The organism is Mesorhizobium qingshengii (assembly GCF_900103325.1).
GTDB lineage: Bacteria > Pseudomonadota > Alphaproteobacteria > Rhizobiales > Rhizobiaceae > Mesorhizobium > Mesorhizobium qingshengii.
Map to the genome: position 1 here is coordinate 32,265 of NZ_FMXM01000016.1, position 23,955 is coordinate 56,219.

A 23,955-nucleotide genomic window follows, 5' to 3' on the forward strand; every position below is an offset into this window, starting at 1 on the left:
TCAGGCGCCTCGTTGCAAAGCTCTTGCAAACAATGGCACGAGTGTCCTGGAACCCGGGATGCTGAGGTGGTGGCTGTCAAAGTACAGCGGTTTCCCATCCATTATGGCAACACACCGGTCCTGCGGACAAAGTACTTGCGTCGGATATACGCGAATGAGGCCGACATGTCGGCCCAGCCTGTCCAAAATACCAAATGCAATCTGCTGTCGTTCCCGATAGAGGCTTTCTGGTATGCTGAAGCTGGACAGGGCATGGCCCCGCAAGGCATGGCCCTGCGCTACGAGCCGGGCAGCCGTGGAGGGCACGTCATAACCCACCTCCGGGACAGGGTAGACGATGACCACCTTTTTCCCGGCTTGCAGGAGTCGACCCACGGTTCTCCTGAGCGATGTTTCGAAAGCTTGACGCGCCTCGACGGAGAAGCGGTCGAATTGAACGCCATTCCGGTCCTGCAACTGCGGTAGATTGCCGTTTCGTTCCGCTGGTCCCAGTTCGATCGCGCGGCCCTCGAGATAGAGGGACCATCTGGCAGCGATTATGACTGTCTTCAACTCCGGGTGGCCGAGTGCGTATCTAAGCCGCAAATCGTTTCCCCGGATGCAATTTCGGTCCGTTCCGACGCCCAGGAGAGGGGGACAACGGGGGGTCGCGCCGTAGACCGTGCTTGCGCCATGCGCGGCCAGCTCCGACATTGCACCGAACATCGCCCCCGCATGAGAATCTCCCCATAGAAAGATCCGGGCATTCGCGGAGGCGCCTATCGTACAGGGGGAATTCGCAGCCAGCTGAAGAGACACGTTTGCGCATTCATCCGCTTCAGGATTGGCGGACAAGGCATAGCTGGACAACACATTCACATCCTTGGAGAAGCGGGTCGGCCAGCCATTGTCCAGATAGATGACCGAACCGGTCATTGCCACGGCGACGATGGCCAAAGCGCCTCCAGCCAAGACTGGCACGGGGCGGGCTACCCGCGACGGTACCCGCAACGGGCGCTCGATGTATCGCCAGGACATGAACGCCAGCGTGAATGAGGCAGCCACCAGGGCGGCAGACTTAAGCGAACTGAGCTGATCGATTGCCAGATAACCAACCAGAACAATCAGCGGCCAATGCCAAAGATACAGGGAGTAGCTTATCAGACCCACGCCGACGAACGGCCTTGTTGAAATCAGTCGTGTGACTGAGCAGTTCGCAGCACTTCCTCCGTGAATGACAAGGGCAGCGCCGAAGCATGGAAGGAGTGCCGCGACGCCGGGGAATGACGTCACATCGGAATAGCGCAACACGGCAGCAAGGATCAGCAGCAATCCGGCCCCTGTCGCCACCTCGCACTGCCAGCGCCTGGCGAGGCATGGGAAGATTCCAAGCGCCAGGAGGCTGCCCAACAGCAACTCCCACGCCCTGAACGGAGTGAGGTAAAAGGCGGCAGTAGCGTCGTACTGCATCACCATGACAGTTGCGAGAAACGAAATTCCTGCCGCACTCGCCAGGAGGATGCGAACATTGCGAACTCCCAGCCACCAGATGGATATCAAGAACAGTGGAAACAGGATGTAGAACTGCTCCTCCACCGCCAGTGACCAGGTGTGAATGAGTGGCTGGTCGTAAGTTTCCCCGTCAAAATAACCCGTCTTCAGCCAAAACCCGATGTTGGACGAGAAGAGGGCCGTGGTAACGGAGTTGCGACCGAAGCGCCTGAAGTCATCAGGCAGGAAGATGAAGGCGCATGCCAACGTACAGACCGCCAGCATGGCGAACAACGCCGGAAAAATGCGCCGTATACGCCGCTCATAGAAATGCCAGACCGAGAACTCGCCTGCTCGCAAATCCCTGGCGATCAATTGGGTTATCAGGTAGCCGGAGATGACGAAGAAGATATCGACGCCGACATATCCGCCGCTGAACACGGTGAAACCGGCGTGGAACAGCACAACCGAAACGACAGCGATGGCGCGTAGACCATCAATGTCGGCTCGGTAGGCTGGAGCCGCCAGGGCTGCATGTTGCGATGCCGACCCCGGGAGTTTCCGAGAGTCCAACATCACACCAGCAGCGAGGCTGGGCCTATGATCTTGGTAGGTTGGCATACTGACCCTGTATAGCGCGCCTACGTGCTGATACCCGCCCGCAATAAAGGGGTAGTACGTGCCTTAAATCGGACAAACGGGCGAAGGGCGGCTGGCCATTCTTGACGCAGGCGGGAGCCCGCATTCTCGAAGGCATTTGACTTACTGTCTGCACGGGCCACTTGGGATCCGGGTTCGGCGAGCCACATCCGCCTGCTTCTCAAAAGATCGAAAGCTGGGCAGAGCCGTGGGGCGTCAGCCGCGTTTACGTGGCCGACGATCCGCTGAAAGGTTTTGTAATGCCCAAGCCGCGGTTGGGGCACCGCCCACATCCGGCGGCGGCAGCGCACCCCATCTCGCAACAGCTCCCGACGACCGCCATCAGGCATGCCGCGATCATGACGCTGGACGATCTTGATCCGTGTCTCGACCGGATCTTCCGTCGACGGCTTCCGCCCACCCTGGCTAACCATTCCGGTCAATTGTTCCTGGCTGCCCCCCACTTTTGGGCTGGGGGTATCCGCCTATTTCCCCAAGGATTGCAAGACATGGACTGCTGTAGGGTGAAACGATCTGCCAAGGTCAGGTTTGAAGCTCAAGATGGCTGCCACCCATTCCAGCCCTGTGAGACTGTCGGATACCCAGCATTTGGCCGCTGAAGCGGCCGCGAAGCCATCCGCGAAGCCAATTGGCGACAATTCGTTCAATATAGCCGCGCATGGGTTGCGCGGCATCGCGTCGCTCATGGTGTTCTTCGCGCATCTCCTGGGTGGCACGGCAGAGCACGTCTACGCCTCCAATGCGGCCTATGTCGACGGCATCACGCCGTTCTGGAACTTCGGCACTTTCGGGGTTTGTCTTTTCTTCGTCATCAGCGGCTTCGTTATCCTGCCGAGCGCGATACGCTACAGCCCAACTGAGTTTGCCGCCCGACGCTTCATGCGACTCTATCCTCTGTTCTTCGCGTTCAGCGTGCTTTTCATCCTGCTGAACGCCACAACGAACCTTTATCCCGAAACCAACAATCTCACGTCGGTTCTGGCTGGATTGACATTCCTGAATCTTCTCGCCCGCACCGAGCAGCTGACTCCGAATGCATGGAGCCTGACTTTCGAAGTCTGGTTCTACGTGTTTATGGCAGCGTTCGTGTTCCTGGCTGTTCGTCGCCCTAGCAAGCTTGGCCTGGCCGCCCTAAGCCTCCTTGCCGCGCTTTTTATCGCCAGGTATCCGATCGCCCTGTATTTTCTCGCGGGGGGTCTGATCCGCCTCGCCCACGACCGATATGAATGGGTAAGTCGTGGTCACCACCGCCTTGCCGAGAGCGCGGCCCTCGCAGCCTGCGTCTTTCTTTCGACCCGCGGCCACTACGACTATCATTGGTCCGATTTCCAGAATGCCGAGGTACCCTTGCTGGTTGCGGCGACGGCGCTTTACTTCTGCCTTGCGGTATCGCGGAACAGCTTGACGGCGCTGTTGCTCGGCAACCGGCTCCTGCGCTACTTCGGGACGGTCAGCTACAGCCTCTATCTGGTGCATCCCTACACGTATTTCCTATCCCGCGCGGCCTTCTCGCACGCTCATCTCTTCACCGCCAACGTCGCAGTCTCGATGGGCGCCTTCATTGTCGTGACAGGGGCGATCACCTGGATCCTCACGCACTTCGCGAACCGTACCCTCGAACTGTGGCCCTATGAGTTCGTCTATCATCAGAAGATCTATCGCTCGACAGCGCAACCCAGTGCCGCGCGGCTGTGGCTGGCCTTGAACACCAAAAGATCCGCCTGGCTGCGGGGATAAGAGCGCCGCTGCAGCACTGGTTTGAAACCACCATGGCCGATTAGTCGTCGGACCTTGCCAGCAAGTCCGTCAGGCGGGACACATCGGGCACAAGAAGCTCCTTTGCGCGGCGCAGGACTATTCCGACACTCTGCAGGTAGCTGAGCTCGCGGGCCACGGCTTCACGATGCGTACCGATGCGATTGGCCAAATCCGTGTGTGTGGGAATGGGAGAAATGACGGCCGAACCGCCCGTCTCGATATTTTCAGCACACAAGCGCAGCAATTCGCTATGAACGCGCGATCGCACGCTGAGTGTCGAGAGTTCAACGATATGCTCGACAATCAGGTGCTGGCGCTCGACCAACATTTGGACGAGGGCCTGAAGCGCCTCGGGATCGTTCTTGATTATATCCAGGAAGGTCCGACTTCCGATGGAAGCGATGGTGCATGGTCCCGCTGCTTCAATCGAATAAGGCACCAGAGGAAGTTCGCCGCTCAGAGCTGCTCCGTTGACGAGTGATCCCTGGTGCGCCGATGGGAGCCACACGATCTTGCCTGTGCGGGTGTAAACAGGGAAGCGGAGTTCGCCATCCAGAAGAAAGAAAACCCGATCGACTTTTTCGCCGGCCGGGATCAGGACATCACCGTCATCGAGATGGAACCAATGACAGCGGCGGTTCATCTCGGCCAGCGTGGATGGACGAACTGCGTGGAAATGTTCGATATCGCTCAAATCCAGGCTTTGTAACGTGTTCCGATCAGCCGCGGGAGCGGCCTCCCTCTCAGTCCGCGGAACGGAATATCGCTCAGCCGGCTGTTTCACCTTTCCTCGCCCCTTGCAAAATGTTGAAATCCCCGCAGGCCCTCAAGGTTGTGGGCCTGAGAAAGCCATCCAGCATGGTTGCCGCGGGCAAAAAAACATCACCCTTTGACCGAGGCGGCAGCCATGTCTCAATTCCGCATGGTAACACCATCATATGGCGTCGTGTTAAGGATATAAGCTACCTCGGTACGATTTCTGGCGCGTAGCTTTTTCATCACATTGCGGATGTGCACCTTGACTGTGCTTTCGCACATGTTGAGTTCGTATGCGATAACCTTGTTTGCCTTGCCTCGACGCAACGCTTCGATCACCGACATCTGGCGCGACGTAAAAACATTGTCGCTCTGCGGTTGCTTGGCTGGTTGGCTGTCCCTGATTGCCTGGCCCGAACTGAAGAGAACACTGGGCGGTATGAAGGTCCCGCCCGCCGCGACAAGCTGGATCGCCTTTGCGGCAACCTGCAAGCTGACGCTCGTGGGAATGTAGCCACGCGTGCCGCTTTCCACCGCTTTGACGATATCGTCAAAGTTCTCGATATCCGACAGCATCACGATTCCCAGAGACGGTCTGGTTGCCTTGAGATGGGCAATCCGTGAAAGATGATAGTCCGCGTGAGAATTCGACCACATGACGCACAGCAAGACCGTCGAAACCCGTTCGGTCTCCTCCGGACTCGCGGCGTCGAACGCTTCGACGGTCGGATAGCGTTGGATGCGAAATGATGGCTCGATCAGTTCGAGGCTTCTGGCGAAGCAGTCGCACATCAGCGGCCGATCGTCGATGATCGCTATCTCCATCCCCTCCCGTAAGGGAGCAGGTCCCATATGATTGGTATTGGCAACAGCTGAATAGAGAGCCAGATCGGTATTGATCGGCTGATCGTTGTTCGACAGAATTGTCATGGCTTACCCCCAACCCGAGTTTTCACTGCGACGTAGAATTCACCCCAACGTAGAATTCGACTTCGAGAGCCACCTCCTTAATCCCTTAGGAACCTACCTTCTTAAGGTATTAGTAATAACTTGTGGATTGGGAGCGCGGTGTGACAAAACGCACAGCGTGAATATAATTGCGTATTCGTGAGGGTCAGTTCCGAGGCGGACAGCTGTCGAAGCGTCGGACCGACCTCACCGAAAGGCGTACCCGTCAACAGGATGGATAGTCGGCTAAGCCGGATGCAGCCTATGCCCCAAATTGTAGACCGATATTTGATGCATTGCCACTTTCAAAGCTGCAACGTTCGCCGCTATCTCCAAACGGGTCAAGCAAAGCTGCAAATGTACCATTGTGGAGCAAAGTGGTAACTTCGGAAATTCTCGCGGTCCGGTCTCCAAACAACGGTCGCCACAGGTCAATTGGGCGCTCCGCCAACCTGGAATTGATCTTTACTCAAGACATTGTTGGAGGTTCTGGCCCAATTTAATGGCGAGTGCCACAATGGTCAGGGTGGGCATGTCGTTTCCCCCGGTCGGAAAGACCGAGCTCCCGGCGATGAAAAGGTTCGCGAGGCCGTGCACCTGGCATTTGCTGTCGACCACACCCGTTCGCGGATCGTTGCTCATCCTCGTTGTACCCATATGGTGCCTGACCCAACGGTATGGGATGTCTTCCCCGCCGGTCGGGATCTCGATGGTGCCAGCCTGGACGTCGCTTCTGTGGCCCAGCAGCCGCATCTCTTCCGTGATGATGGTCTGCATACGCTCAAGTGTGCGCCGAACGAGAGGTCCCACCTTCCATTCCAGCTTCACGCGCGGGAGATTGAATTCGTCGCGCTTTGTATCCAGAGTAACCCGGCTTTCCGGGTCCGGCTCTTGTTCGAGGATGGTGTCAAAGTGAAAATGCCTGGCGCGCCGGCGTGAGTGCCAGATGCGTTCGATGCCTGACGAGATTGATCCCGCGGGATGCCGAAAGATCGTACGGCCACTCTTGATAAGGTCGCGATGCAGGCGACCCTTGCGCAGCCAGAAGGCAAGATACTGCAGGGCCTCGGAGCCATCCATATCGTTGACGCAAGGCCCCGGCTTGATCCACGTCCGGGAGCCGAGAAGGCATTCGCTTGCGCGGATCTCCGGGCGCAGCACAAGCCCGAATGCATCGTTGATGCCGCCGCCCGCGGGCCCCGACAAATCAGCCATGCGAGTCCCGACAGAAGGTACGTGAAGGGCGACGGTCTTGTCAGGTCGACTGACTCGCAGACTCCCCCATCTTACTCGCGGATGCTCCATGAAATAGCGGCCAACCAGGTCATGCTGGTTGCCGATCCCATTCGGCATCTGTCGGTTGGAAACCAAGAGGAGGCGTGCGTTTTCGATCCCGCCGCAGGCCAGTACAAAGAAACGCGCTTCTACCTGGAATCGATTGTTCGGCGCGCTGGCTACCTCGATGGAGCGAACCCGTCTCCCAGAATCGTCGGTGTCAAGCCGAAGGGCTGTGGCGTGCAGGATAACCTGCACGTTCCTTGCCGTGTGTAGTCTCGTATGCAGCGTTGCCCCGAGATCCGGGACGGGGCTGAGAAAGCAGCGCTCGGAAAAAAGTGGTCCATTCGTGCGTAAAGCCGCGGAGGCCGGCTCGTCAGCCAGTAGGTTCTTGATCCCCAGCAAGTCGGCGGCCGATTCGTAGTGGGGAAGTAGCGACTTGCGATCGACAGGCCACCCGCTCATCGGGATCCAATGCCGATGCTCGAAATCGGCGCTATCGAGCATCTTGCACCATCCGCCCCAACCAGTCCTGCCGGTACTGCCGCCAAACTGGCGGGTTCGGCAAAGGTCCAGCGCCTCATAGGGCCTGCCTACAGATTGACCCCGCGACAGTCGTTGACGCCGATGCTCATAGTTGAGGCCGCCGCTTTCAATGACGCAGACGCGATGCCGCGTTCCCGCCAACTGCGAGGCGAGCGCAAGACCAGCCGCGCCCGCTCCGACTATGCACAAATCCGTCTCCAGCCGGGCGCCTTCCGGAAAGTCCTTGCAGTCTTCAATCATGGTGGTGCCGATCGGGAGGGAAACAGCAACAGGCTTGCGAGACGGTGGGCGGCCATCTCCACCCCCCCCCACTCCCGATCCAGCTGTTACCTGGAATTGTATCGGACAGCGGATCGAATTTGTAATTCGCATAAGGCAGTTGCAATACTATGACCGAAGCTATCATAGCCGTCGAGGCCTGAGGCGGCAGCCCATTTGGTCAGGTTGCGGAAGTCTGATCACTGGCATTCCGTTGTCCAAGCCTGATCCTCTTGGCCGCTTGCGACCGCAATTCGGTGAAATTCGGCGCGACCAATGGGTAGTCCGGCGGCAAACCCCATTTCCTGCGATAATCTGCCGGTGTCATTCCCATCGAAGCCAGGTATCGCTTCAATGATTTCATCCTGCGTCCGTCCTCCAGGCTGATGATGAAATCGGGGGTCACCGACTTGCTGATCGGCACGGCGGGAACGAGTTTCGGTTTGGGTTTTTCCCCGCCTGCCGAGAGGGCTTGCAACGTGCGGCCGACATTCTGGACCAGATCAACCAGATCAGAACGGGAGGCCTGGTTCCTGCTGACAAAGGCCGAAACGATCTTGACGGTTAATCCCAAATGATCGACGGGGTCTGAGTCCATAATCCGCTCTCGACTGACGATAATTGTCGTCCGTGGCAAATGCGGAGCAGCTTTTGGATCACTCGTTTGCCGAATTATCCAACATCAAATCGGGAGCATATGCTCCCGATCCCCCGCATCTGGAGCCTCCAATGGCATCCCTGGGTGCCAATTCTGTCAATTGCCCTTGGTGGTATTGAATCCAGCCAAAAGTGGTAACCGATCGTGACGGCCAAGGTACACCGTCCGCTGGTTGCCAAGCGCGTCGTGCCGCGCTTGCTCGGCGTTTTCTTGGAAATTGCTGAACCCAAACACGGCTTGCGCGTGAAAAATCATCAGATATTCCATATATATTTGGCCTTTTGAAATGGCCAAAGTTGCTATTTCCGCCGACTGCTACACAACTACCAGAACCGTATGATAAATCATATCTTTTAATTACTCAATCAAACCGGCATGACGGAAAAGATAAACTTGTATCATACTGTCATTAAATGTGTCCAATTCGATCAAGGTTTTGAATAACCTTCCCGGGAGAATCCTATTATTAATTGTGCGGGGGGCTCGGATATCAGGAGATGATATGAGCACTAAAATTGCATCTACGGCGAAGTTGCTGGTGGGGGCATTCTTTGCTCTGGGAACGGTCGGGATTTCTCATGCCGGCGCCGTTGGCGAGCCCAGTGTCAAAGTCAGTTCGTCCGGTGAAACCGGGGGCAAGGCTGGAGGCGCTGGCGAGACCGGTGGCAAGGCTGGAGGCGCTGGCGAAACCGGTGGCAAGGCTGGAGGCGCCGGCGAGACCGGCGGCAAGGCTGGAGGCGCTGGCGAAACCGGTGGCAAGGCCGGAGGCGCTGGCGAGACCGGCGGCAAGGCCGGAGGCGCTGGTGAAACCGGCGGCAAGGCTGGAGGCGCTGGCGAGACCGGTGGCAAGGCCGGAGGTGCTGGCGAGACCGGCGGCAAGACCGGAGGCGCCGGTGAAACCGGCGGCAAGACTGGAGGCGCTGGCTAGACCGACAAAATCTGAAGCTTATCGGATGCCGGCGCGCGGATGCTCGCCTGCCGGCATCTGTCTGCTGAAACTCGACAGCCGGTCAGCTTCGAAATCACCCGAACAAAATGATTTCGCAAGCGGTACCAGGCTGCTTGACATCGGTGGCTTGGCTCGTCCTCTGGGCAGGCCTAAGGCAAGCCGCTTTTGAATTTTGATTTCGCGCGGGGCGGGATAACCGTCCCTGTATTGTTTTCGCCGTTCCGAACTACCTGCCCAAGCCGGTGTAACGCGCTGCTTCCTTCCACAAAGCCAGCGCAATTGTTGGCGACCGGCCTTTCACTTCGATATCTCGGCCTCGGTAGGGTCCGGCCGCGATCCACACGGTCTTTGAACGCTGGTAGACGGTAACGCCAAGAGCGCTAGCTAACGTCCGCCATTCTTCGTAATTCCGAGGCATTCATTCGGGCTCCGTTGCAGGGCGTCGTCAATTCGATCGGACATCTGGTCCGAGCCGCACCTACCCCTTCAGGCTGCCCACCCATTGGCCCATCATCATTGGGCCTCCCTCGGGCGAGGCCACCAACTGAAACCGTTGTCTTCGACCCCGGCCACAACAGCTATTGCGGCAACAGCCAGCGACAACCCCCGCTGCGAGAACACCGAGCAAGGTGAATATGGCAGTTGAGATTGCTCGCATCGCATTGTTACAGCGATCACGCGGCCGCGGCCTTGACGCAAATCAAGATGAATCGGACACCACCGGCCAGAATTGCGGCCGGCTCGGCCAGCGCCAACCGCCTTGCCACAACGACATCGACCTGACTGCTCCAGGCTCTCTGACGTTCGCCATCATTTTGCGACGCATAGCCGCCAAAGACCTTTGCCACGCGGATCTGGGACCTCTGCCACGCGGATTTGGCGCTGGACACGAGCCAACCGCCCACTTGGCCTAGCGTGCGTCGAAGCATTGAAAGCAAGGATATCCTTCGCCCCTACCCAAAAGTTTAACGAGAACGACCAGAGACCTATCTGGAACCACGTCGCCTAATCGCGGTACCGTTCACGTCATGATCTGCGCGCACCAGGCACCCACCCCCGCTTGATGCGCAACGCTTGATCGCCCGCCGCACCAGACGATGCGGCGGGTCTCTTTTGCAGGATGGCACCGATGCGCGAGCCGCCAAGGACATCGACACTGACGCGGTTACCTCCCTGGATGATCGTGTAGGTAGATCTTGGCATGCGAGCATTGTCGCGAAGGACGTTTGCCCAGGGAACCCTCCTAAGCCTGTTACACGGGTTGGGCGTTTGCGAGCCAGCTGGCGCGCATGATCAACCAGCCGGCGCGCGCGATCAACCAGGCGATGGCGTGATATTGGTGGCGGGAGGCAGACCGGCCTTCACACTTGTCACATCGGACAGGCCGAATGATTCCGTACGGTATGCCGCCGCGGAATTCGGCTGGCATATTCAGAAAGCGACCGGCTTCCAACCTGCCATAGTGAAGGAGAGCAACGTAAGTTCGGCTAGCCTGGACAAAGCCCACATCTTTCTGGGCGATACCCATTTTGCCCGAAAGGCCGGCATCAATTTTGACGCTTTGGGGCCGGAGTCGTGCGCTATTCGGACCATCGGCCGCCACCTGTGTATCGCAGGACACGACACGACCGGCAGCCCTCTCGATGAAAGCACGTCCGCGGGAACACTTTTCGGCGCATACGAGCTTCTCGATCGCTACTTCGCGGTTCGATGGCTATGGCCAGGCGAACTGGGAACGTTTGTTCCAAGAGCAGAGTCGGTAGTGGTCCCTGCTCAAGATTGTGTCGTAACGCCTCGGTTCGTGCAGCGTCATGTGCGCTCAGCCGCGGGCTTGAGGGCTAAGGATCATCCCGAAATGGGCTTCACCGCCGCTGCGGCTGAAGAATACATGAGCGCACAGGCTGCGTTTCTGCGCCGCAACCGCATGGGCCGCCGAATCCCGGCGAACTACGGGCATGCCTTCGTCAATTGGTGGCAACAGTATGGCGGAGAGCATCCCGAATGGTTTCAGTTGGTCAACGGCAAACGGGGACCTTCGAGGCCCTGGGGGCGCTTCTCGATGTGCATTTCCAATCCGGGCCTGCGCGAAGAGATTGTCTCACAGTGGCGCCAGCATGGAAGCGCGCCCCTGGAACACCCTCCAATTTTCGTGAACGCGGTTGAGAATGACATCCCTGGCCAATGCGAGTGCGACGCGTGCAAGGCGCTGGATGGGCCTGAGCCGCCGAACTATCGAGAGTTCATTCCGTCAAAGTCGAAGATCGCCGGCAAGCCTTTCGTGTCCGACCGGTACGCGCGTTCATGGCAAGCGATCCAGCAGATCGCCGCGAAATACAATTCGAACGCGGTCGTCGTGGGCTACGCTTATATGAACTACTTCGCCGCGCCGACCACCGGCATAAAGCTGGGCTCGAATGTCATAATCGGTTTCTGCCCGTCATCCTGGTTTTATCCAAGAAGTCATGAAGAGCAAGGTTGGATCAAGGATCAGTGGCAAGGATGGGCGGAGACGGATGCAAGCCTTCTCATGAGGACGAACTACTTTCTTGATGGCTATTGCATGCCACATATCTTTACAGGCCAATTCTCCGACGAATTCCAAAAAGCATCAAGTAACGGAATGATCGGGACTGATTTTGATTCCCTGACCGGTCATTGGGCGACACAAGGTCCAAATATCTATCTGTTGATGCGCCTGCAGATCCATCCAGATGTATCCGCCAGCTCGATCTTGTCAGAATATTATTCGGCCTTCGGACCCGCGGCGGATGACGTAAAGAAATATTTCGATTTCTGGGAGGCGTATACGTCGAATGGGCGCTCACGGCTGCATGACACGTTCGAGGCCCTTGGGGCCTCCCGTTGGCGAAGCTGGGCGAAAGCTGCGCATGTGATCTATCCGGAGGAGAGTTTCGCGCCAGCCGAAGCCCTGCTCGACAGTGCGGTCTCCTCTGCGAAGGGAGACCAGGAAGCCTCCATGCGGGTGAATTTCCTGCAATTGGGACTGCAGCACGCGAAGCTATGCTCGCAAGCCGCCAGCAAACTTACGCTCGGTGATCCAGAATCCAGCTACGAGCGGGGCGGGGCGGAACTGCAAGCGCTGCTGGAATTTCGACGCACGCACGAGCGTATGTGGATATCCAATTTGAATCATTGTGCGTGGGTCGAGAGCAGCAGTTGGACCCTTCCAGGCGCCGCGGCTCAATCGCAGGACCCCGGTCCAGAATGATCTTCGTCAGTGAATTGGCGGCGAAGATGCCAGCCGGGTTGTCAGTCATCCCTGCATCTGGCAACGCCAAAGGCGTTCGGCGCAGTGTCGATCGCGCTGATCGGTCCAGCCTTCCGCAACCGAGCCATGACAATCACTGTTCGATTGGGATCCTCATCCTGAATAGGTGGCCGAAGCCCTTAAGCCCCCTCAGGCCCTTTGAACCCGCCCCCCTTGAGGGCGCCAGCCCTGAATCGTGCGCGGCGGCACTCTCGCACGCGGTGAAAGCACCCTTGCCAGCATTGACGCCAGCAGGGGTGCGCTTCCTGTCTTGGCAGAAACTACAAGGACTATCAGCCGCCCTTGCCGCTCTTACCGCCACCTTCCCCGGCGCCGCCGGCTTTGCCGCCGGTTTCGCCAGCACCACCGGCTTTGCCACCGGTTTCGCCAGCGCCACCGGCTTTGCCACCGGTTTCCCCGGCGGCACCCGACTTGCCCGCCTCGACGGACGGAACCTTGACCAAAGACTCAGCAAAGCTGGCCGTCGAGAAGGAAGCGACAGACGCGGCGAGAGAAATTGCGGTAAGAATGCGAATGATCATGATAGGCCTCCATAGCTGGGCGACAATCAGCCCCCGAGAATCTTGTGGTGTATTTTCCGGGGAAGATCGAGTCTTGTTCGAGACCGAGGTTATCAGACCGTTTTATAATTGATGAAACAAATTTTAGACGAAAATTTATTTACTCCCTCTTTGAGATATGAATATTAGCTATATCTGAGATATCGATTTAAAATTTGCGACTCAATGTGACAGACGGCAACAGTCGTCTGCATCGACAGCGATGGCCAGAGGTCTAGCGCGCCTCGCTGCAAAGTAGAAACTAGCCTATCTATTATGAATTTCCGAGGCTGCAGTCATCGAGGCGGCTTGACTGTTCGCTGCATTCTTGCTCCGCGTCTGACAACGCCTGGAGTTCACCAGCAACGATTTGTTAACCATCTGACAAGGTGTTGGTCCTTGCGTAGCCACGCAGCGCTCGACGTGGCGCTTTCCATCAGGATGCAAGCTCAGTTGAGGGCGTATGGTTCCGAAGGAGCGCGCCCGATAACTGTGGGATGATCGGGATTGATCTCGCCAGCCCGTCGATGGCCGCGCCGTCATCGACGAAGCCGCCATCAAGGCTGCCTGACAATGTGAAGTTCTTCATAGGCGGAAGAAGCCGCGCGCTACATCCTTGAAGGACGTTAGGGTGAGACAGAAAAAATGGTGGCGGCTAAGAAGGACCGAGAGCGCATCGCTTTCGCGTCGGCGGAGTGTGGTTTTTGCCAAATTGTGAAGCGGCATTGCCGGTTCGAGGGACACCGAGCTGGGCCGGCGCCATAATGTATCGAAAGGGCGAAGAACTGTGTGATTGGGCGAGTGCCCAGGGCATCACGATCTATCAGCGTTCAAAGACCGTGTGGATTGCGGCAGGAAGCTATCGGGGCCGCGAGTTCGAAGTGAAGGGACGTTCCGCCGCAATCGCGCTTGCATTGTGGATGGAAGCCACCCGATATGTGGGTCCACGGTTTTAAGGCAGGGGAATCCGCGGGCGGGCACCCGTGAACTCCGAAAATTCGCCACCCAAGAAGAATTAAGCCACGGTCCGGCGCACCGGCGTGACCCGGTTGCGCTCTGGCATCAACGACGTGCGCCGAGCTTCTTGCTTTCTCGCAGATAGATAGATGTCGGTCTGTTCGCATATGGCATACGAGAGCCGCACTGGCGCACGGTGCTGACGACCAAGGAAAGGCACTAGCGCTATCTGCCACCTGGCGGCCAGCGCGGCACCTATCGACAGTTGCCTGAAACCCGCGCTGGCCTTCGGCGGGATTGGGCTCCGCCGCCGTGTAAAATTAGTTGATTCTAAATAAATGCAAAATAGTGCGATCGCGGAAGGACCGCGCCAACCGCACGTCGTACCATTGTCGGTGGGCAGCTAGCGTCAGTGGGGTCGAGAGTGCGCTATCCCAGATATGCGAACGGCAAGCGCATCCAATCGGTTGTCATAGATACGCGTCAGCACGCTTTCCGCGGCGTTTGCCCGCTGGGATGTGCAACCAAGCAGGTCACGCCCTCCCAAGCTTGCCGGAGCATCGGTGATGCGGTCCCAAACCGCCCAGGTTCCGCCTGCCTCCATGTGACAATAAAATCTGTGTTGGTGATTTTCCATGAATGGGAAACGTTCGACGCCCGCTTTGGGTCCATGCCGATGGCGACGTGGTTAACCTCACAACGACGGTTTTGACAGGGGGCAGCCCAAAGTGGGTAGGCGCCGACCGGGATGAGGTGTTGTGTCTCCTTGTTGTCTTTCGGGCGGCGCCATCTGCAAAGAGCCTGAAAAGGTCGGACCCTCGAAGCGCCGCCTCAAAAACACATTTGCTTTAATCGGTCGCGCCGTTGCCCTACAGTTGTCCATGTCACAACAACACTGGGAAGCCGCATGCCAACCGCCAGCGCGAACGACAGAAATAATCTGCCGCGCCCGGCGCGGATCGATCCGCGCCAGTTCGATCTTCTTTTCGCTGGTTGCAAACTCGAACGCTACGCCGCCGGCCAGCACTTGTTTGTCCAGGAAGATGCCGCCGACCGCATCTACGGTGTGATGAAGGGCACGGTGGAAATCTCGCTCTATTCGCCTGGCGGCCAAAAGCTGGTGGCCAATATCGAGCTGTCGCGCAGCCTGGTCGGAGAGATCGGAGCACTTGACGGACGCCCGCGCACGGCCACCGCGATCTGTCTTACCGCATGTGAGCTGGTTTCGCTCAGCCGAACACAACTGTTTGATCGAATTGAGAAAAACCCATCTCTGGCGCGCGCCATGATCGAACTTTTGTGCGCGCGGCTGCGCTGGGTCAGTGGCGAACTCGGGGATCAGGCCTTCTTCGGCATCGAAGCGAGGCTGGCAAAACGGCTGGTCTTTCTGGGCGGCATCTTGGCCGACGGCGCAGGCTGGATACCGATCTCGCAGTCGGAACTGGGCGAGTTCCTTGGCGCCACGCGCGAGTCGGTCAACAAGACGCTCAACGACTGGCGCAACCGGCAGATCATTGCCATCAAGCGCGGCGGCTTGCGCATAGCCGACGCCGGCGCGCTTCGCCATATCGCCGAGTCGCAGGACGACGACTGACCGCGCAGGCGCCGGGGCGAATCAGAGTCGCGAAATCAGAAAGCGCAATGCTGACCGGCTCGGCATGAAGAAATATCCGCCTCCCCGGGTGGTAACGAATTGCGGGATGCCTTTCAGCACCGTGACCTTCTCCCAGGATGGTATGGTGAACCTGCCGGCGCCGTCGCGCGAACCGATCGTCGGGTCCTTTTCGGCAACAAGCCCCTGGAATGAGGTCGACGACACCCAGGTTTGCTGGATGAATTCATACTGCCGCTCGATATCGGCGTTGAGACACATGAAGAGCAGTCCTTTTTCGACCTTGCGGCCCTTCTTGTCTTGCTTCTGGTAGCTGCGGCCCACCCTGATGATCCGGTGGCGCTTGCCGATCCTGATCTGCGTTTCGCGGTCCTCGCCCAGCGAATCGCGGGGGTTCGACCGCCGGACATGGGAGCCAAGCGGGCAGCGATGCCCCTGGGGATCCTCGACGCCAAAAGCAAAATCATTATCGGCACTGCGACCCGGGCGGCCGTCGGGATTGCGCACCAGCGAGGTGCCGTCGGGCCAACGGCCGAGCATCTTGGCGGCGACCCAGCGCGGGGTAATCGCCGGGTTGTCGGTTTCGCTGGCCGCCTGCATAGCTGCCGCCTTGCAATAGTCGTGGAAGGTGTCGACGTGTTGCTCGAACTGGCGCACGACGAGGAAGGTGCCGTTGCGGCCAAAGTCGCGCGGCGGCGGCGGCAGACCTGGTATCTGCCGGTTGCGGCGCACTGACGACAGGATGCCGGTCCGGTCGAGCGACGCGTCGACGGAGGGCGACGCCGGATAGAAACCATGCTCGTCGCGATAGCCGAACAGAAACTCGCCAGGCGCGACAAGATGCATGGGCGCCGCACCGATGTTGGCGCGGGCGGTTCCCCTGACGATCGGCTGCGAGACGCCGTCGACGAAGCCGAAATGCTCGACAGCGCGCTTGCCGTCGCGGTTTACCGCCAGCGGCAGTTCCGAGACGAGGTTCATGCCCGCGGCCGTCATCTTTCTCTTTGCGGTACCGATCTCGGTCTTCAGCTTCTCCGGACTTTCGGCGTAGCAAACTACCACCACATCAACAGGTTTCTGCGGCGAACCCCATTGCCACTTTTGGGGCACGCTTTCGCCGAGATCGTCCAGAATGCGGCTGCGCTCGGGATTGCCCATGCCATGGCGAAAGGCGACGGGGAATGTGTCAAGCGGGTTGTCGTCGACGCCGCCTTCCAATCCGAGACGGCGAAGGCCATCGGGACCGAACGCAACGGTCATCGCCCGCGCAGGCGGCACGCCGTCCCCGAAGCTGGTGTGCTCGACGATGAATTCCAGCCAGGCCTTGCGCCTAGCCCTGGAAAGGCTTTCCGGCACGGCGATCGCCAGCATGTGGGCATGACCTAGCGATCCGAACGGGCCGAAGAACAAGGACTGGATCTCGCCGGTTTCCAGTTGTTCGACGGGCAACGGTGAGGCCGCCGCGGGGCCGACGGCCTCCGCCTTCCTGGCCTGCGGGCGCGGCAACGATCCGAACAGGCTCAACCAGTCGCGCGCCTCATGGCCCGTTGCAGAGGCGATCCCGCGCCTGATCCTGGAATTGGCTCGGATGCGCGTCGTGTTGAGACCAGGATAGGCCGAATACCAGAACAGGGTCGGTATCTGCTGCCGGCGCGCCCAGCGCTTGAAACGGTCGCCGTCGCGCGCGCCGTCGAGGAAGAGCCAGCGTGTGCGCGGATAGCCCTCGGTGTTGCTCCATACGCCGGTCAGGCCGGCAGCAGCCTTGGCGATGAAATCCTCGAGATAGCTTTCCCAGCTGCCACCATAGTTTGAGAAGAACATCAGCCTGTTGGTGCCGGGCAAAAGCACCCAGCGGGCGAAGTGGATGGTGTTGATGGTGGCAAGGAACCCCGGCTTGAAGACCTTCTGCGCCGAGATCGAGATCAGGTAGAACGACAGCCTGAGCGCCAGCCTCCGCAACGTTCCAACCTTCATCGTCGAGATCGCCGTCAGATGGTTCTGGGCTTGCCCAGGCTGGTCCTCGTGGGCCAGGATCTTGTCGAGGGCGCCGAGGTCGACCGGCGTGCTGTGCGGGCGATCAATGTCTTCCATGCGCCGCAAGGCGAGAAAGCACAGGCCGAGGATCAGCGCTGCCAGCGCCAGAATTCCAAGCACGGTCAGCAGAAGCGCCGTGCCGGCTATGACAATGTTGCCAAAGGTGACGCCGGCCGGATCGCCGAACACCAGCACATAGGTCATCCGCCAGCAGGCGAGCACCAGCACGGCGACGGTGGCCAGCACGGCCGGCGCCAGCAGCGTCGTCGTTATGGCTTGCCACCATTTTCCGGGTGGCCGTTCGAGCAGGCTTTCGGCGGGCTCGAATGCCCAGTCGAACTTTCCCAGGGACCGGACGTGCCGGCGGGCTTCGTCAAGCACGGCGGCCGCCCCGCCATTGGTGGCGCGCGGCTGCTCGACCACGGGCCGAACCGCATCGGCAAGCTCGGCTTCTGCCAGGATGCGCTGCACCGAATGGCCCGGTGTGCCGGAAAAGACCAGTCCGGCGTTGCTGCCGAAAGACGGTGATATCTCGAGACTGTGCTTGCGCAGGAAATTGTCCAGCGCATCGCCGTCACGCAGGTCGCACACGTCCTTGAAGATCGGCTGCAGCCTATGTCCGATGGCATGCGTAATGGCGTTGATGGCGTCTTCGGTGCTGCCGTCGCCAGAGATTTCGAGAACAAGCGCTCCCGCCTCACCGCCGGAGGCGTCGTCGGCCTCACCAGTGGCAACAACAGCCAGGCTGGCGAAATGGATGGTGCCGGCGGTATCGAGCGCGGCGCGAACCTCGTCGCTGGTCGGGTTGCCGAGCGCGGCGACCCTGTCGCGGATGGCGTCCAGTGACGCAGCCCGGGTGATCGGGCAGACCACCGTCACCATCGAATGGGTGACCGTGCTGCAAAGGGCGGGCCGATCGAAATCGACCTTGAGGCTGTCCGGGTAAGCGCCGACCTGCGTCATCCTCCCGGCTTTGCCGCGCGCGCGGCGGACATTGTGCTTCTGGAACAGGGCGCGAAGACTTTCGCCGATCTGGATCCTGGCGATTTCAGCGCCGATGCACTGATGAATACCGTACCCGAAGACCAGGTAGTCGCGATGCGGGCGCGACGTGTCGAAGCGGTTGGGACTTTGCACCGCCTCAGGATCGAACATCGCCGACAGCGTTGATGGCATGACCACTGTTCCGGCCTTCACCAAGCGCTCGCGGCGCGTGCCCCTGGCGATGGTTGCGTCGCGCGCGGTGTAGCGCCAGGGACCAACCCAGATCGGCTTGAAGCGCATGGCTTCCAAAATCGCCTTGTCCAGCCTGCCTGTGTCGTTGCTGGCCAGGGCCGCATCGACAGCTTGCCGCGCATCGGACCGGGACAGGATCACGTCGAGGCAGTTGCTGCCGGCGAGCACATTGGTTGGAACAAAGCCGGTGATCATGCCAAGCATGATCGAATGAATGTCGGGCAGCGACAGGCGATCCTGATCCAGCAGGCGGACCAGCCTTGCCAGCGGCTGCTCATCCTTGGCCCCCCTCTCCTGGATCGCGCCGATGGAGCGGTCGATGACTTTGATCAGCCGGTCGCCGGCCACCACCGCGAGCTGGCGCGTGGCGGGGCTCGCCGTCGGATCCGAAAAAAATAGCGCGCTCAATGCTATGGCCCAATCGGCGAACTCGGATTCGTCGTCGATCTCAAGACCGAAATAATCGCGGCAGATGCGCACCGGAACGATCTTCATCAGGTCCGCGATGGCGTTGAAGCCGGGGCCGGCGCGCGTCATGATTTCTTGTGAATGCCGCGCGGCAATCGGTCTGACCAGGGCCTCGATTTCCGCCGGTGGGAAAGCGCTCAATACCGACGATTTCATGCGCCGATAGTCGGCGCCGTCTTGCATGCCGAGAATGAAGTTCGATCCGCGCGCCAGCTCGGTCATCTCCGGCCCGTAAGGCGTCTCGAATTCATCGCCGCGCTCCAATATGTCGCGAACGTCGGCATTCCTGGTCACGAGCAGGAAATTGCCTATGGCGAGATTGGGCCAGAACCGGCGCAGCAGCGCCAGCGCCCAGCGCGGATCATTGAAGAGAAAGCCAGCGATGCGCGACGCAACGCCCTTGGAGCGGAGACGCCCCAAGTCGAATGGCGGCATTTCAGACAGCGGACGCTGGCTCTTCTCTGCCGCGCGGATGGCATCGAAATACTTTATCCTGATCATGCGCGTTCAGGCCCCCCGGCTGTCCACGTCATTGCGATGCCGGCTACCCATGGCCTAGGTTTGCAGCCGTCCCGCGTATGTGAATATATTCACAGTTATCGTTCTTCGGCCACCTTGATTACGCACCGTTCGCAGCACGTTATTTGGCCAGTTCGAAATTGGCCATGAGAAACTCGTTTGCCGCCTTGTCCGCGAACGGTATCCAGCGCACCCTTTGCTCCGAAAAATCCGGATGTCTGGTCGTGAATATGGCCATCTCCCGCTTGGCCTCTTCCTTGCGCCCGCTTCTTGCCAAGGCGCCGATCTTCAGGACCCGGGCATAGAAATAGCCGGGCGACAGATCGAGCGATCGGTTCGCTGTGGAGATCGCGGACGGCCAGTTCTCAACGAAGCTGTAAGCCGCGGCCAATTCCCCCAGATTGTGGAACCGGTAGAGGTCGAATGGGCTCAGCCGCTCCGTGTCGATAAAGAACGGTATGGCACCGGCGGCATCGCCGAGCAGCAGGCGCGCACTGCCCATCGCCGAGCGCGCAAAGGCGAAACTCGGATTGATATGGAGCGCTTCCTCGAGATGATCCACCGCCGATCCGGGCTGTCCCCTCATGATGTCGGTGACGCCGAGATGAGCGTGCGGGCGGGCATCCAGGCTGTCCATCAGCAAGGCCTTGCGCGCATATTGCTGGACCTTGTCCAGATCGTCGCTGTCGCCGAACCGCAGCCAGGCCCGCCAGAAATACCACCATGCCAGTTCATTCAGCACCGCGCTCGAATTCGGGTCTTCCCGGTAAGCCTTTTCGAAGAACTCCAGCGCGATTTCCGTGTCGCCGCGCGTACGCCGGTTCATATGCCAGCGTCCGCGCCGCACCAATTGCCATGTTTCCAGGCTTTCCCACGGCACTTGGAAGGTCCGCGCCTGTTCGGCGCGGTCGACCTCCTTGTCGAGGATCGAGACGATCTCCGCACCGATCTGGTCGCGCAGACTGAAGATATCGACCAGGTTGCGATCGAAGCGCTGCGACCACACCAATCGCCCGTTTGAGACGTCGGCAAGCGAGGTGCTCAGACGGATCTGCCCGCCATTGCGCATCAGCGTACCGCTGACGATGTAGCGCGCACCGAGGGCGTTGCCGATTACCCGCGTTCCCAAAGTGTCATCGCGAAACTGGAAGCTGGAGCTCTTGGCGATCACCGAGAGCCATCTGCTGTTGGAAAGGCCGTAGATTATGTCTTCGGCTATGCCGTCGGCCATGTAACCGACGTCGCGCTCGCCTCCATCGCCCTGGAACGGCAGCACGGCGATCGCGGGCGGCCCTTTGGACGACAGCTTCTGCTGACCATTGTCGGGCGGCACGGCCGCGACCAACGGCGCGGATGACAACCCGCTGCCAATGCGCCCCGCGATCAAAACGCGCACCGGCAGCGCGATGTTCTTGAGCATGAATTCGCCAAGATCGGTGAATTCGGCCGCCGTCTGGTCCTTGACGTGGTGCCAGGTCGTTTCCGAGACCGCTAGACCACCGTGCGGCGCGAATTCCTGGATCCGGGCGGCGATGTTGACGTCATCACCGTAGAGCCGGCCGTCCCGAACGATAACATCACCGGTGTTGATGCCGACCCGGAAGGGCATGCGCATGGCTTCGGCGACCGATGAATTGAGCGCGACAATGCGGTCCTGAAAATCGAACGCCGCGCGCAGCGCCTCGATTGGACTGCCGAATTCGGCCATGATGCTGTCGCCGGCATCACCGAAAGTGCGGCCGCCAAAGGTGCTGCAGCTGTCGGCGATGATGTCGCGCCGTTCTTCGAATGCGGCGACAGCCGATTCATCGTCAAGACCCATCAGCCGCGAGAATCCGACGGCATCGATAGAAATGATTGTCGCCAGCTGACGGGTGTAATTCCGTTCAGCCATGTTCGTGCCCCCGGTCCCTTTTGGTTCTGCCCCAGCCCAGGCAACTATCCGCTCCTGAACATTTCGCCGCTTGACTGGGAGAAGATCCTCGGCAGGCGCGACGCGATGCCGCCCTGTCGTATCGGAAACTCTAACAGGGTCTCGGCAAAAGCTCTACCATGATCAGCGACAGGTCGCTGGCCGCGGCATCGTCCACGCTTGGCTGCCGGTTATCGATGATGGACCATTGTTGCTGACCCGCCAAGCCCATGAGACCCCCGCGAAAATCAACGGGATTTGTCGGCGATCTGGACGGCCAGGCAGTGCTTGGGGAACGCGGGGCAAGACCGCAGCGCCTCGCCCGCATCCTCATCCTCGCGTCAGATCAGTATTGCCTTCGCCAATTCGCGCATCGGATGGCTGACACCGTAGGTCCGGTGCGGGCAGTCTGGTGACAACTGCACCCGGTTGATAGCGTCGAAAAGCGCATCGCGCTTGCCGACCGATGCTACAGCTCACCCCAACCCAGACGCATATGCGCGGTTATCGATCCACCCGGCTCGAGTGGGTCCAGGCCGCCGGTGTGATGTGCGTCCACCGTGTGCGAGACAGGTTCGAAACAAAAGAAACCGGCATCTCGCGCTGGCGAATAGAGAACGAAGACGTTCAGCGTCGACGATGTGTCGACCGTGACAGTGACAGCATCATCCGGCTGGGTGATCGAGGCGCGGCCGTCCCAGCCTTCGAATGCGTTGTTGACCCAGGTGTCGGGAAGGAGCGCTGCTTGCGAAAAATCCCAGTCCGCGCGGGAGGTGAGCGACACAACCGCCGTCGGCAGGTGGCGTTCGTCCTCCAGCCAGACCCTTCTCGCCGATGCCTGGAGCAAGGTGTGCGGGCTGCGCGGAAACCACGGATGGAAGCCTAGCCCGTAGGGCAGGCAGATGGCGGCCCGGTTCTCGACGGTCAGCACCGCAGCCAGCGCGCCGTCCTCCAGCGCGTAGCGGACGCTTGCATGGTAGCGATAGGGCCCGATTGCCCCGTTTGCCAAAACCAGCTCCATTTCAGTACCGCTTCGTCGCGTCAGCCGCCACGGTCTTTGAAAACCGTCGCCATGGAGCGGGAACGGCTCGCCTTCGACATTGGGTTCTATAGCATGGAAGCGCCCTTCGAACTCGAAGCCCCCGCCGGAAATACGGTTCGACCATGGAACCAGCAGTTGAGACCCGAACTTCAGCAGGCCCGTCGATGGCTTGATGAGAGGCGTGGGCGCCCGGCCGGGTCGAAGTGCATCGTAGCGCAGGATGGCGGCGCCCTCGCGAGGGCTCACCACCAGGCTTGCGCGCCCGTCGGCAAGCTCGACCGCATCATTGTTTGTCATCGACGGAACGCCACGGCTACCAGCCACCATCGACGCTGATGTTCTGGCCGCTGATCATGTCCGAGGCTGCGGAGACAAGGAACAGCACGAGATCGGCGACATGCTGCGGCTCGATGCGACGCTTCAAGCTCTGGTTGGTCAGAATCCAGTCGTTGTATTCCTTGAGCCGTTCTCCGAAAACGCGCACTTCCGCCTCGGATACGACGGCACCCGGCGATACGGCGTTCACGGTAATGCCGTGCGGTCCCAATTCCCGCGCCAGCGACTTCGTGAGACCCAGCATGGCGCCCTTCGAGGCGACATAAGGCACGTAACCCTCCCAGCGACCGTTCAGCGTCACCGAACAAAAATTGACAATCCTCCCGTGGCCCTTCTTCTTCATGCCAGGAGCGCAGGCGCGCGCCAGCGCGAAGGCAGCCGAGGAGTTCACGCGGATCTGATCCTCATATTCGGCGAGCGAAAATTCCTCGAACGGACGGTTGATGATAAGCGCCGCGTTGTTGATCAAAATATCGATCGCGCCTTCTTCGTCGGCGAGCGCCTTGACCGCCGCTTCGGCTTCGGCCAGCTGGTTCAAGTCGCAACCGATATAGGCGACCGCACCCTTGTTTGCCGCCGCCAATTCAGCTGCGATCCTGGGTCCTTCGACATTCTCAGGGCGGTCAAGCAAAAGCACGCGAGCACCGGCCCGAGCAAGTGCGGCAACCTGCGCACGGCCGAGTGAACCCAGACCGCCCGTCAGGAGCGCAACTTTGCCGGAAAGGTTCGTCAT

The 23,955-nt window shown here is 59.7% G+C and carries 16 protein-coding genes; 4 read left to right on the forward strand and 12 right to left on the reverse strand.

What is annotated here, in order from left to right; all coding sequences use genetic code 11:
- Complete coding sequence (locus tag BLS48_RS23095; protein WP_091582617.1) at window positions 1–2,091, reverse strand: acyltransferase family protein; 2,091 nt, start codon at window positions 2,089–2,091, stop codon at window positions 1–3.
- Between the two features lie 579 nt (window positions 2,092–2,670).
- Here BLS48_RS23095 and BLS48_RS23100 point away from each other — a divergent pair.
- Complete coding sequence (locus BLS48_RS23100) at window positions 2,671–3,867, forward strand: acyltransferase family protein (protein WP_143019478.1); 1,197 nt, start codon at window positions 2,671–2,673, stop codon at window positions 3,865–3,867.
- A 40-nt stretch (window positions 3,868–3,907) separates the two neighbouring features.
- On the opposite strand, the gene BLS48_RS23105 is transcribed toward BLS48_RS23100, so the two are convergent.
- The 5 genes from BLS48_RS23105 to BLS48_RS35745 form a co-directional block, all read right to left on the reverse strand.
- Window positions 3,908–4,582 carry a Crp/Fnr family transcriptional regulator gene (locus BLS48_RS23105; RefSeq protein WP_143019479.1) on the reverse strand — a complete coding sequence of 225 codons (675 nt, stop codon included), beginning with the start codon at window positions 4,580–4,582 and terminating at the stop codon, window positions 3,908–3,910.
- Between the two features lie 218 nt (window positions 4,583–4,800).
- Window positions 4,801–5,574, reverse strand: coding sequence for a LuxR C-terminal-related transcriptional regulator (locus tag BLS48_RS23110; RefSeq protein ID WP_091582626.1), 774 nt, complete (start codon window positions 5,572–5,574; stop codon window positions 4,801–4,803).
- Window positions 5,575–6,057: 483 nt separating this feature from the next.
- On the reverse strand, window positions 6,058–7,653 hold the full coding sequence (locus tag BLS48_RS23115) for an FAD-dependent oxidoreductase (RefSeq protein ID WP_167365216.1): 1,596 nt from the start codon (window positions 7,651–7,653) through the stop codon (window positions 6,058–6,060).
- Between the two features lie 199 nt (window positions 7,654–7,852).
- The gene (locus tag BLS48_RS23120; RefSeq protein ID WP_091582632.1) at window positions 7,853–8,269 is read right to left on the reverse strand and encodes a Ros/MucR family transcriptional regulator; all 417 of its coding nucleotides are present in this window, start codon (window positions 8,267–8,269) and stop codon (window positions 7,853–7,855) included.
- Between the two features lie 156 nt (window positions 8,270–8,425).
- Window positions 8,426–8,596 carry a hypothetical protein gene (locus tag BLS48_RS35745; RefSeq protein ID WP_167365217.1) on the reverse strand — a complete coding sequence of 57 codons (171 nt, stop codon included), beginning with the start codon at window positions 8,594–8,596 and terminating at the stop codon, window positions 8,426–8,428.
- Window positions 8,597–8,831: 235 nt separating this feature from the next.
- Here BLS48_RS35745 and BLS48_RS23125 point away from each other — a divergent pair, with 235 nt between their 5' ends.
- Window positions 8,832–9,257 carry a hypothetical protein gene (locus BLS48_RS23125; RefSeq protein ID WP_143019480.1) on the forward strand — a complete coding sequence of 142 codons (426 nt, stop codon included), beginning with the start codon at window positions 8,832–8,834 and terminating at the stop codon, window positions 9,255–9,257.
- A 695-nt stretch (window positions 9,258–9,952) separates the two neighbouring features.
- Here BLS48_RS23125 and BLS48_RS23130 read toward each other — a convergent pair.
- Complete coding sequence (locus tag BLS48_RS23130; RefSeq protein WP_143019481.1) at window positions 9,953–10,168, reverse strand: hypothetical protein; 216 nt, start codon at window positions 10,166–10,168, stop codon at window positions 9,953–9,955.
- A 440-nt stretch (window positions 10,169–10,608) separates the two neighbouring features.
- Between BLS48_RS23130 and BLS48_RS23135 the strand changes: the two genes are divergently transcribed.
- Window positions 10,609–12,507: a DUF4838 domain-containing protein gene (locus BLS48_RS23135; RefSeq protein WP_167365218.1), complete on the forward strand. Its 1,899-nt coding sequence runs from the start codon at window positions 10,609–10,611 to the stop codon at window positions 12,505–12,507.
- Between the two features lie 332 nt (window positions 12,508–12,839).
- Here BLS48_RS23135 and BLS48_RS35100 read toward each other — a convergent pair whose 3' ends face one another.
- Complete coding sequence (locus tag BLS48_RS35100) at window positions 12,840–13,088, reverse strand: hypothetical protein (protein ID WP_143019482.1); 249 nt, start codon at window positions 13,086–13,088, stop codon at window positions 12,840–12,842.
- 1,882 nt (window positions 13,089–14,970) lie between these two features.
- On the opposite strand from BLS48_RS35100, the gene BLS48_RS23145 reads away from it, so the two are divergent.
- Entirely contained in the window at window positions 14,971–15,657 is a 687-nt protein-coding gene (locus BLS48_RS23145; protein WP_091582647.1) for a Crp/Fnr family transcriptional regulator, read from the forward strand.
- Between the two features lie 21 nt (window positions 15,658–15,678).
- On the opposite strand, the gene BLS48_RS23150 is transcribed toward BLS48_RS23145, so the two are convergent.
- The 4 genes from BLS48_RS23150 to BLS48_RS23165 all read right to left on the reverse strand — a co-directional run bounded on the left by BLS48_RS23150 (window position 15,679) and on the right by BLS48_RS23165 (window position 23,955).
- The gene (locus BLS48_RS23150; protein WP_091582650.1) at window positions 15,679–19,914 is read right to left on the reverse strand and encodes a cytochrome P450; all 4,236 of its coding nucleotides are present in this window, start codon (window positions 19,912–19,914) and stop codon (window positions 15,679–15,681) included.
- 139 nt (window positions 19,915–20,053) lie between these two features.
- Complete coding sequence (locus tag BLS48_RS23155; protein ID WP_091582653.1) at window positions 20,054–21,826, reverse strand: adenylate/guanylate cyclase domain-containing protein; 1,773 nt, start codon at window positions 21,824–21,826, stop codon at window positions 20,054–20,056.
- A 487-nt stretch (window positions 21,827–22,313) separates the two neighbouring features.
- Entirely contained in the window at window positions 22,314–23,183 is an 870-nt protein-coding gene (locus BLS48_RS23160; RefSeq protein WP_091582656.1) for an aldose 1-epimerase, read from the reverse strand.
- Between the two features lie 16 nt (window positions 23,184–23,199).
- Window positions 23,200–23,955, reverse strand: coding sequence for an SDR family oxidoreductase (locus BLS48_RS23165; protein ID WP_091582870.1), 756 nt, complete (start codon window positions 23,953–23,955; stop codon window positions 23,200–23,202).

Bases quoted from the DNA above. Each gene is read 5' to 3' on its own strand.
- BLS48_RS35745 (WP_167365217.1), bottom strand. From the start codon at position 8,596: ATGGAATATCTGATGATTTTTCACGCGCAAGCCGTGTTTGGGTTCAGC.
- BLS48_RS23100 (WP_143019478.1), top strand. From the start codon at position 2,671: ATGGCTGCCACCCATTCCAGCCCTGTGAGACTGTCGGATACCCAGCAT.
- BLS48_RS23155 (WP_091582653.1), bottom strand. From the start codon at position 21,826: ATGGCTGAACGGAATTACACCCGTCAGCTGGCGACAATCATTTCTATC.
- BLS48_RS23125 (WP_143019480.1), top strand. From the start codon at position 8,832: ATGAGCACTAAAATTGCATCTACGGCGAAGTTGCTGGTGGGGGCATTC.
- BLS48_RS23095 (WP_091582617.1), bottom strand. From the start codon at position 2,091: ATGCCAACCTACCAAGATCATAGGCCCAGCCTCGCTGCTGGTGTGATG.
- BLS48_RS23115 (WP_167365216.1), bottom strand. From the start codon at position 7,653: ATGATTGAAGACTGCAAGGACTTTCCGGAAGGCGCCCGGCTGGAGACG.
- BLS48_RS23145 (WP_091582647.1), top strand. From the start codon at position 14,971: ATGCCAACCGCCAGCGCGAACGACAGAAATAATCTGCCGCGCCCGGCG.
- BLS48_RS23110 (WP_091582626.1), bottom strand. From the start codon at position 5,574: ATGACAATTCTGTCGAACAACGATCAGCCGATCAATACCGATCTGGCT.
- BLS48_RS35100 (WP_143019482.1), bottom strand. From the start codon at position 13,088: ATGATCATTCGCATTCTTACCGCAATTTCTCTCGCCGCGTCTGTCGCT.
- BLS48_RS23150 (WP_091582650.1), bottom strand. From the start codon at position 19,914: ATGATCAGGATAAAGTATTTCGATGCCATCCGCGCGGCAGAGAAGAGC.
- BLS48_RS23120 (WP_091582632.1), bottom strand. From the start codon at position 8,269: ATGGACTCAGACCCCGTCGATCATTTGGGATTAACCGTCAAGATCGTT.
- BLS48_RS23160 (WP_091582656.1), bottom strand. From the start codon at position 23,183: ATGACAAACAATGATGCGGTCGAGCTTGCCGACGGGCGCGCAAGCCTG.
- BLS48_RS23165 (WP_091582870.1), bottom strand. From the start codon at position 23,955: ATGACGAACCTTTCCGGCAAAGTTGCGCTCCTGACGGGCGGTCTGGGT.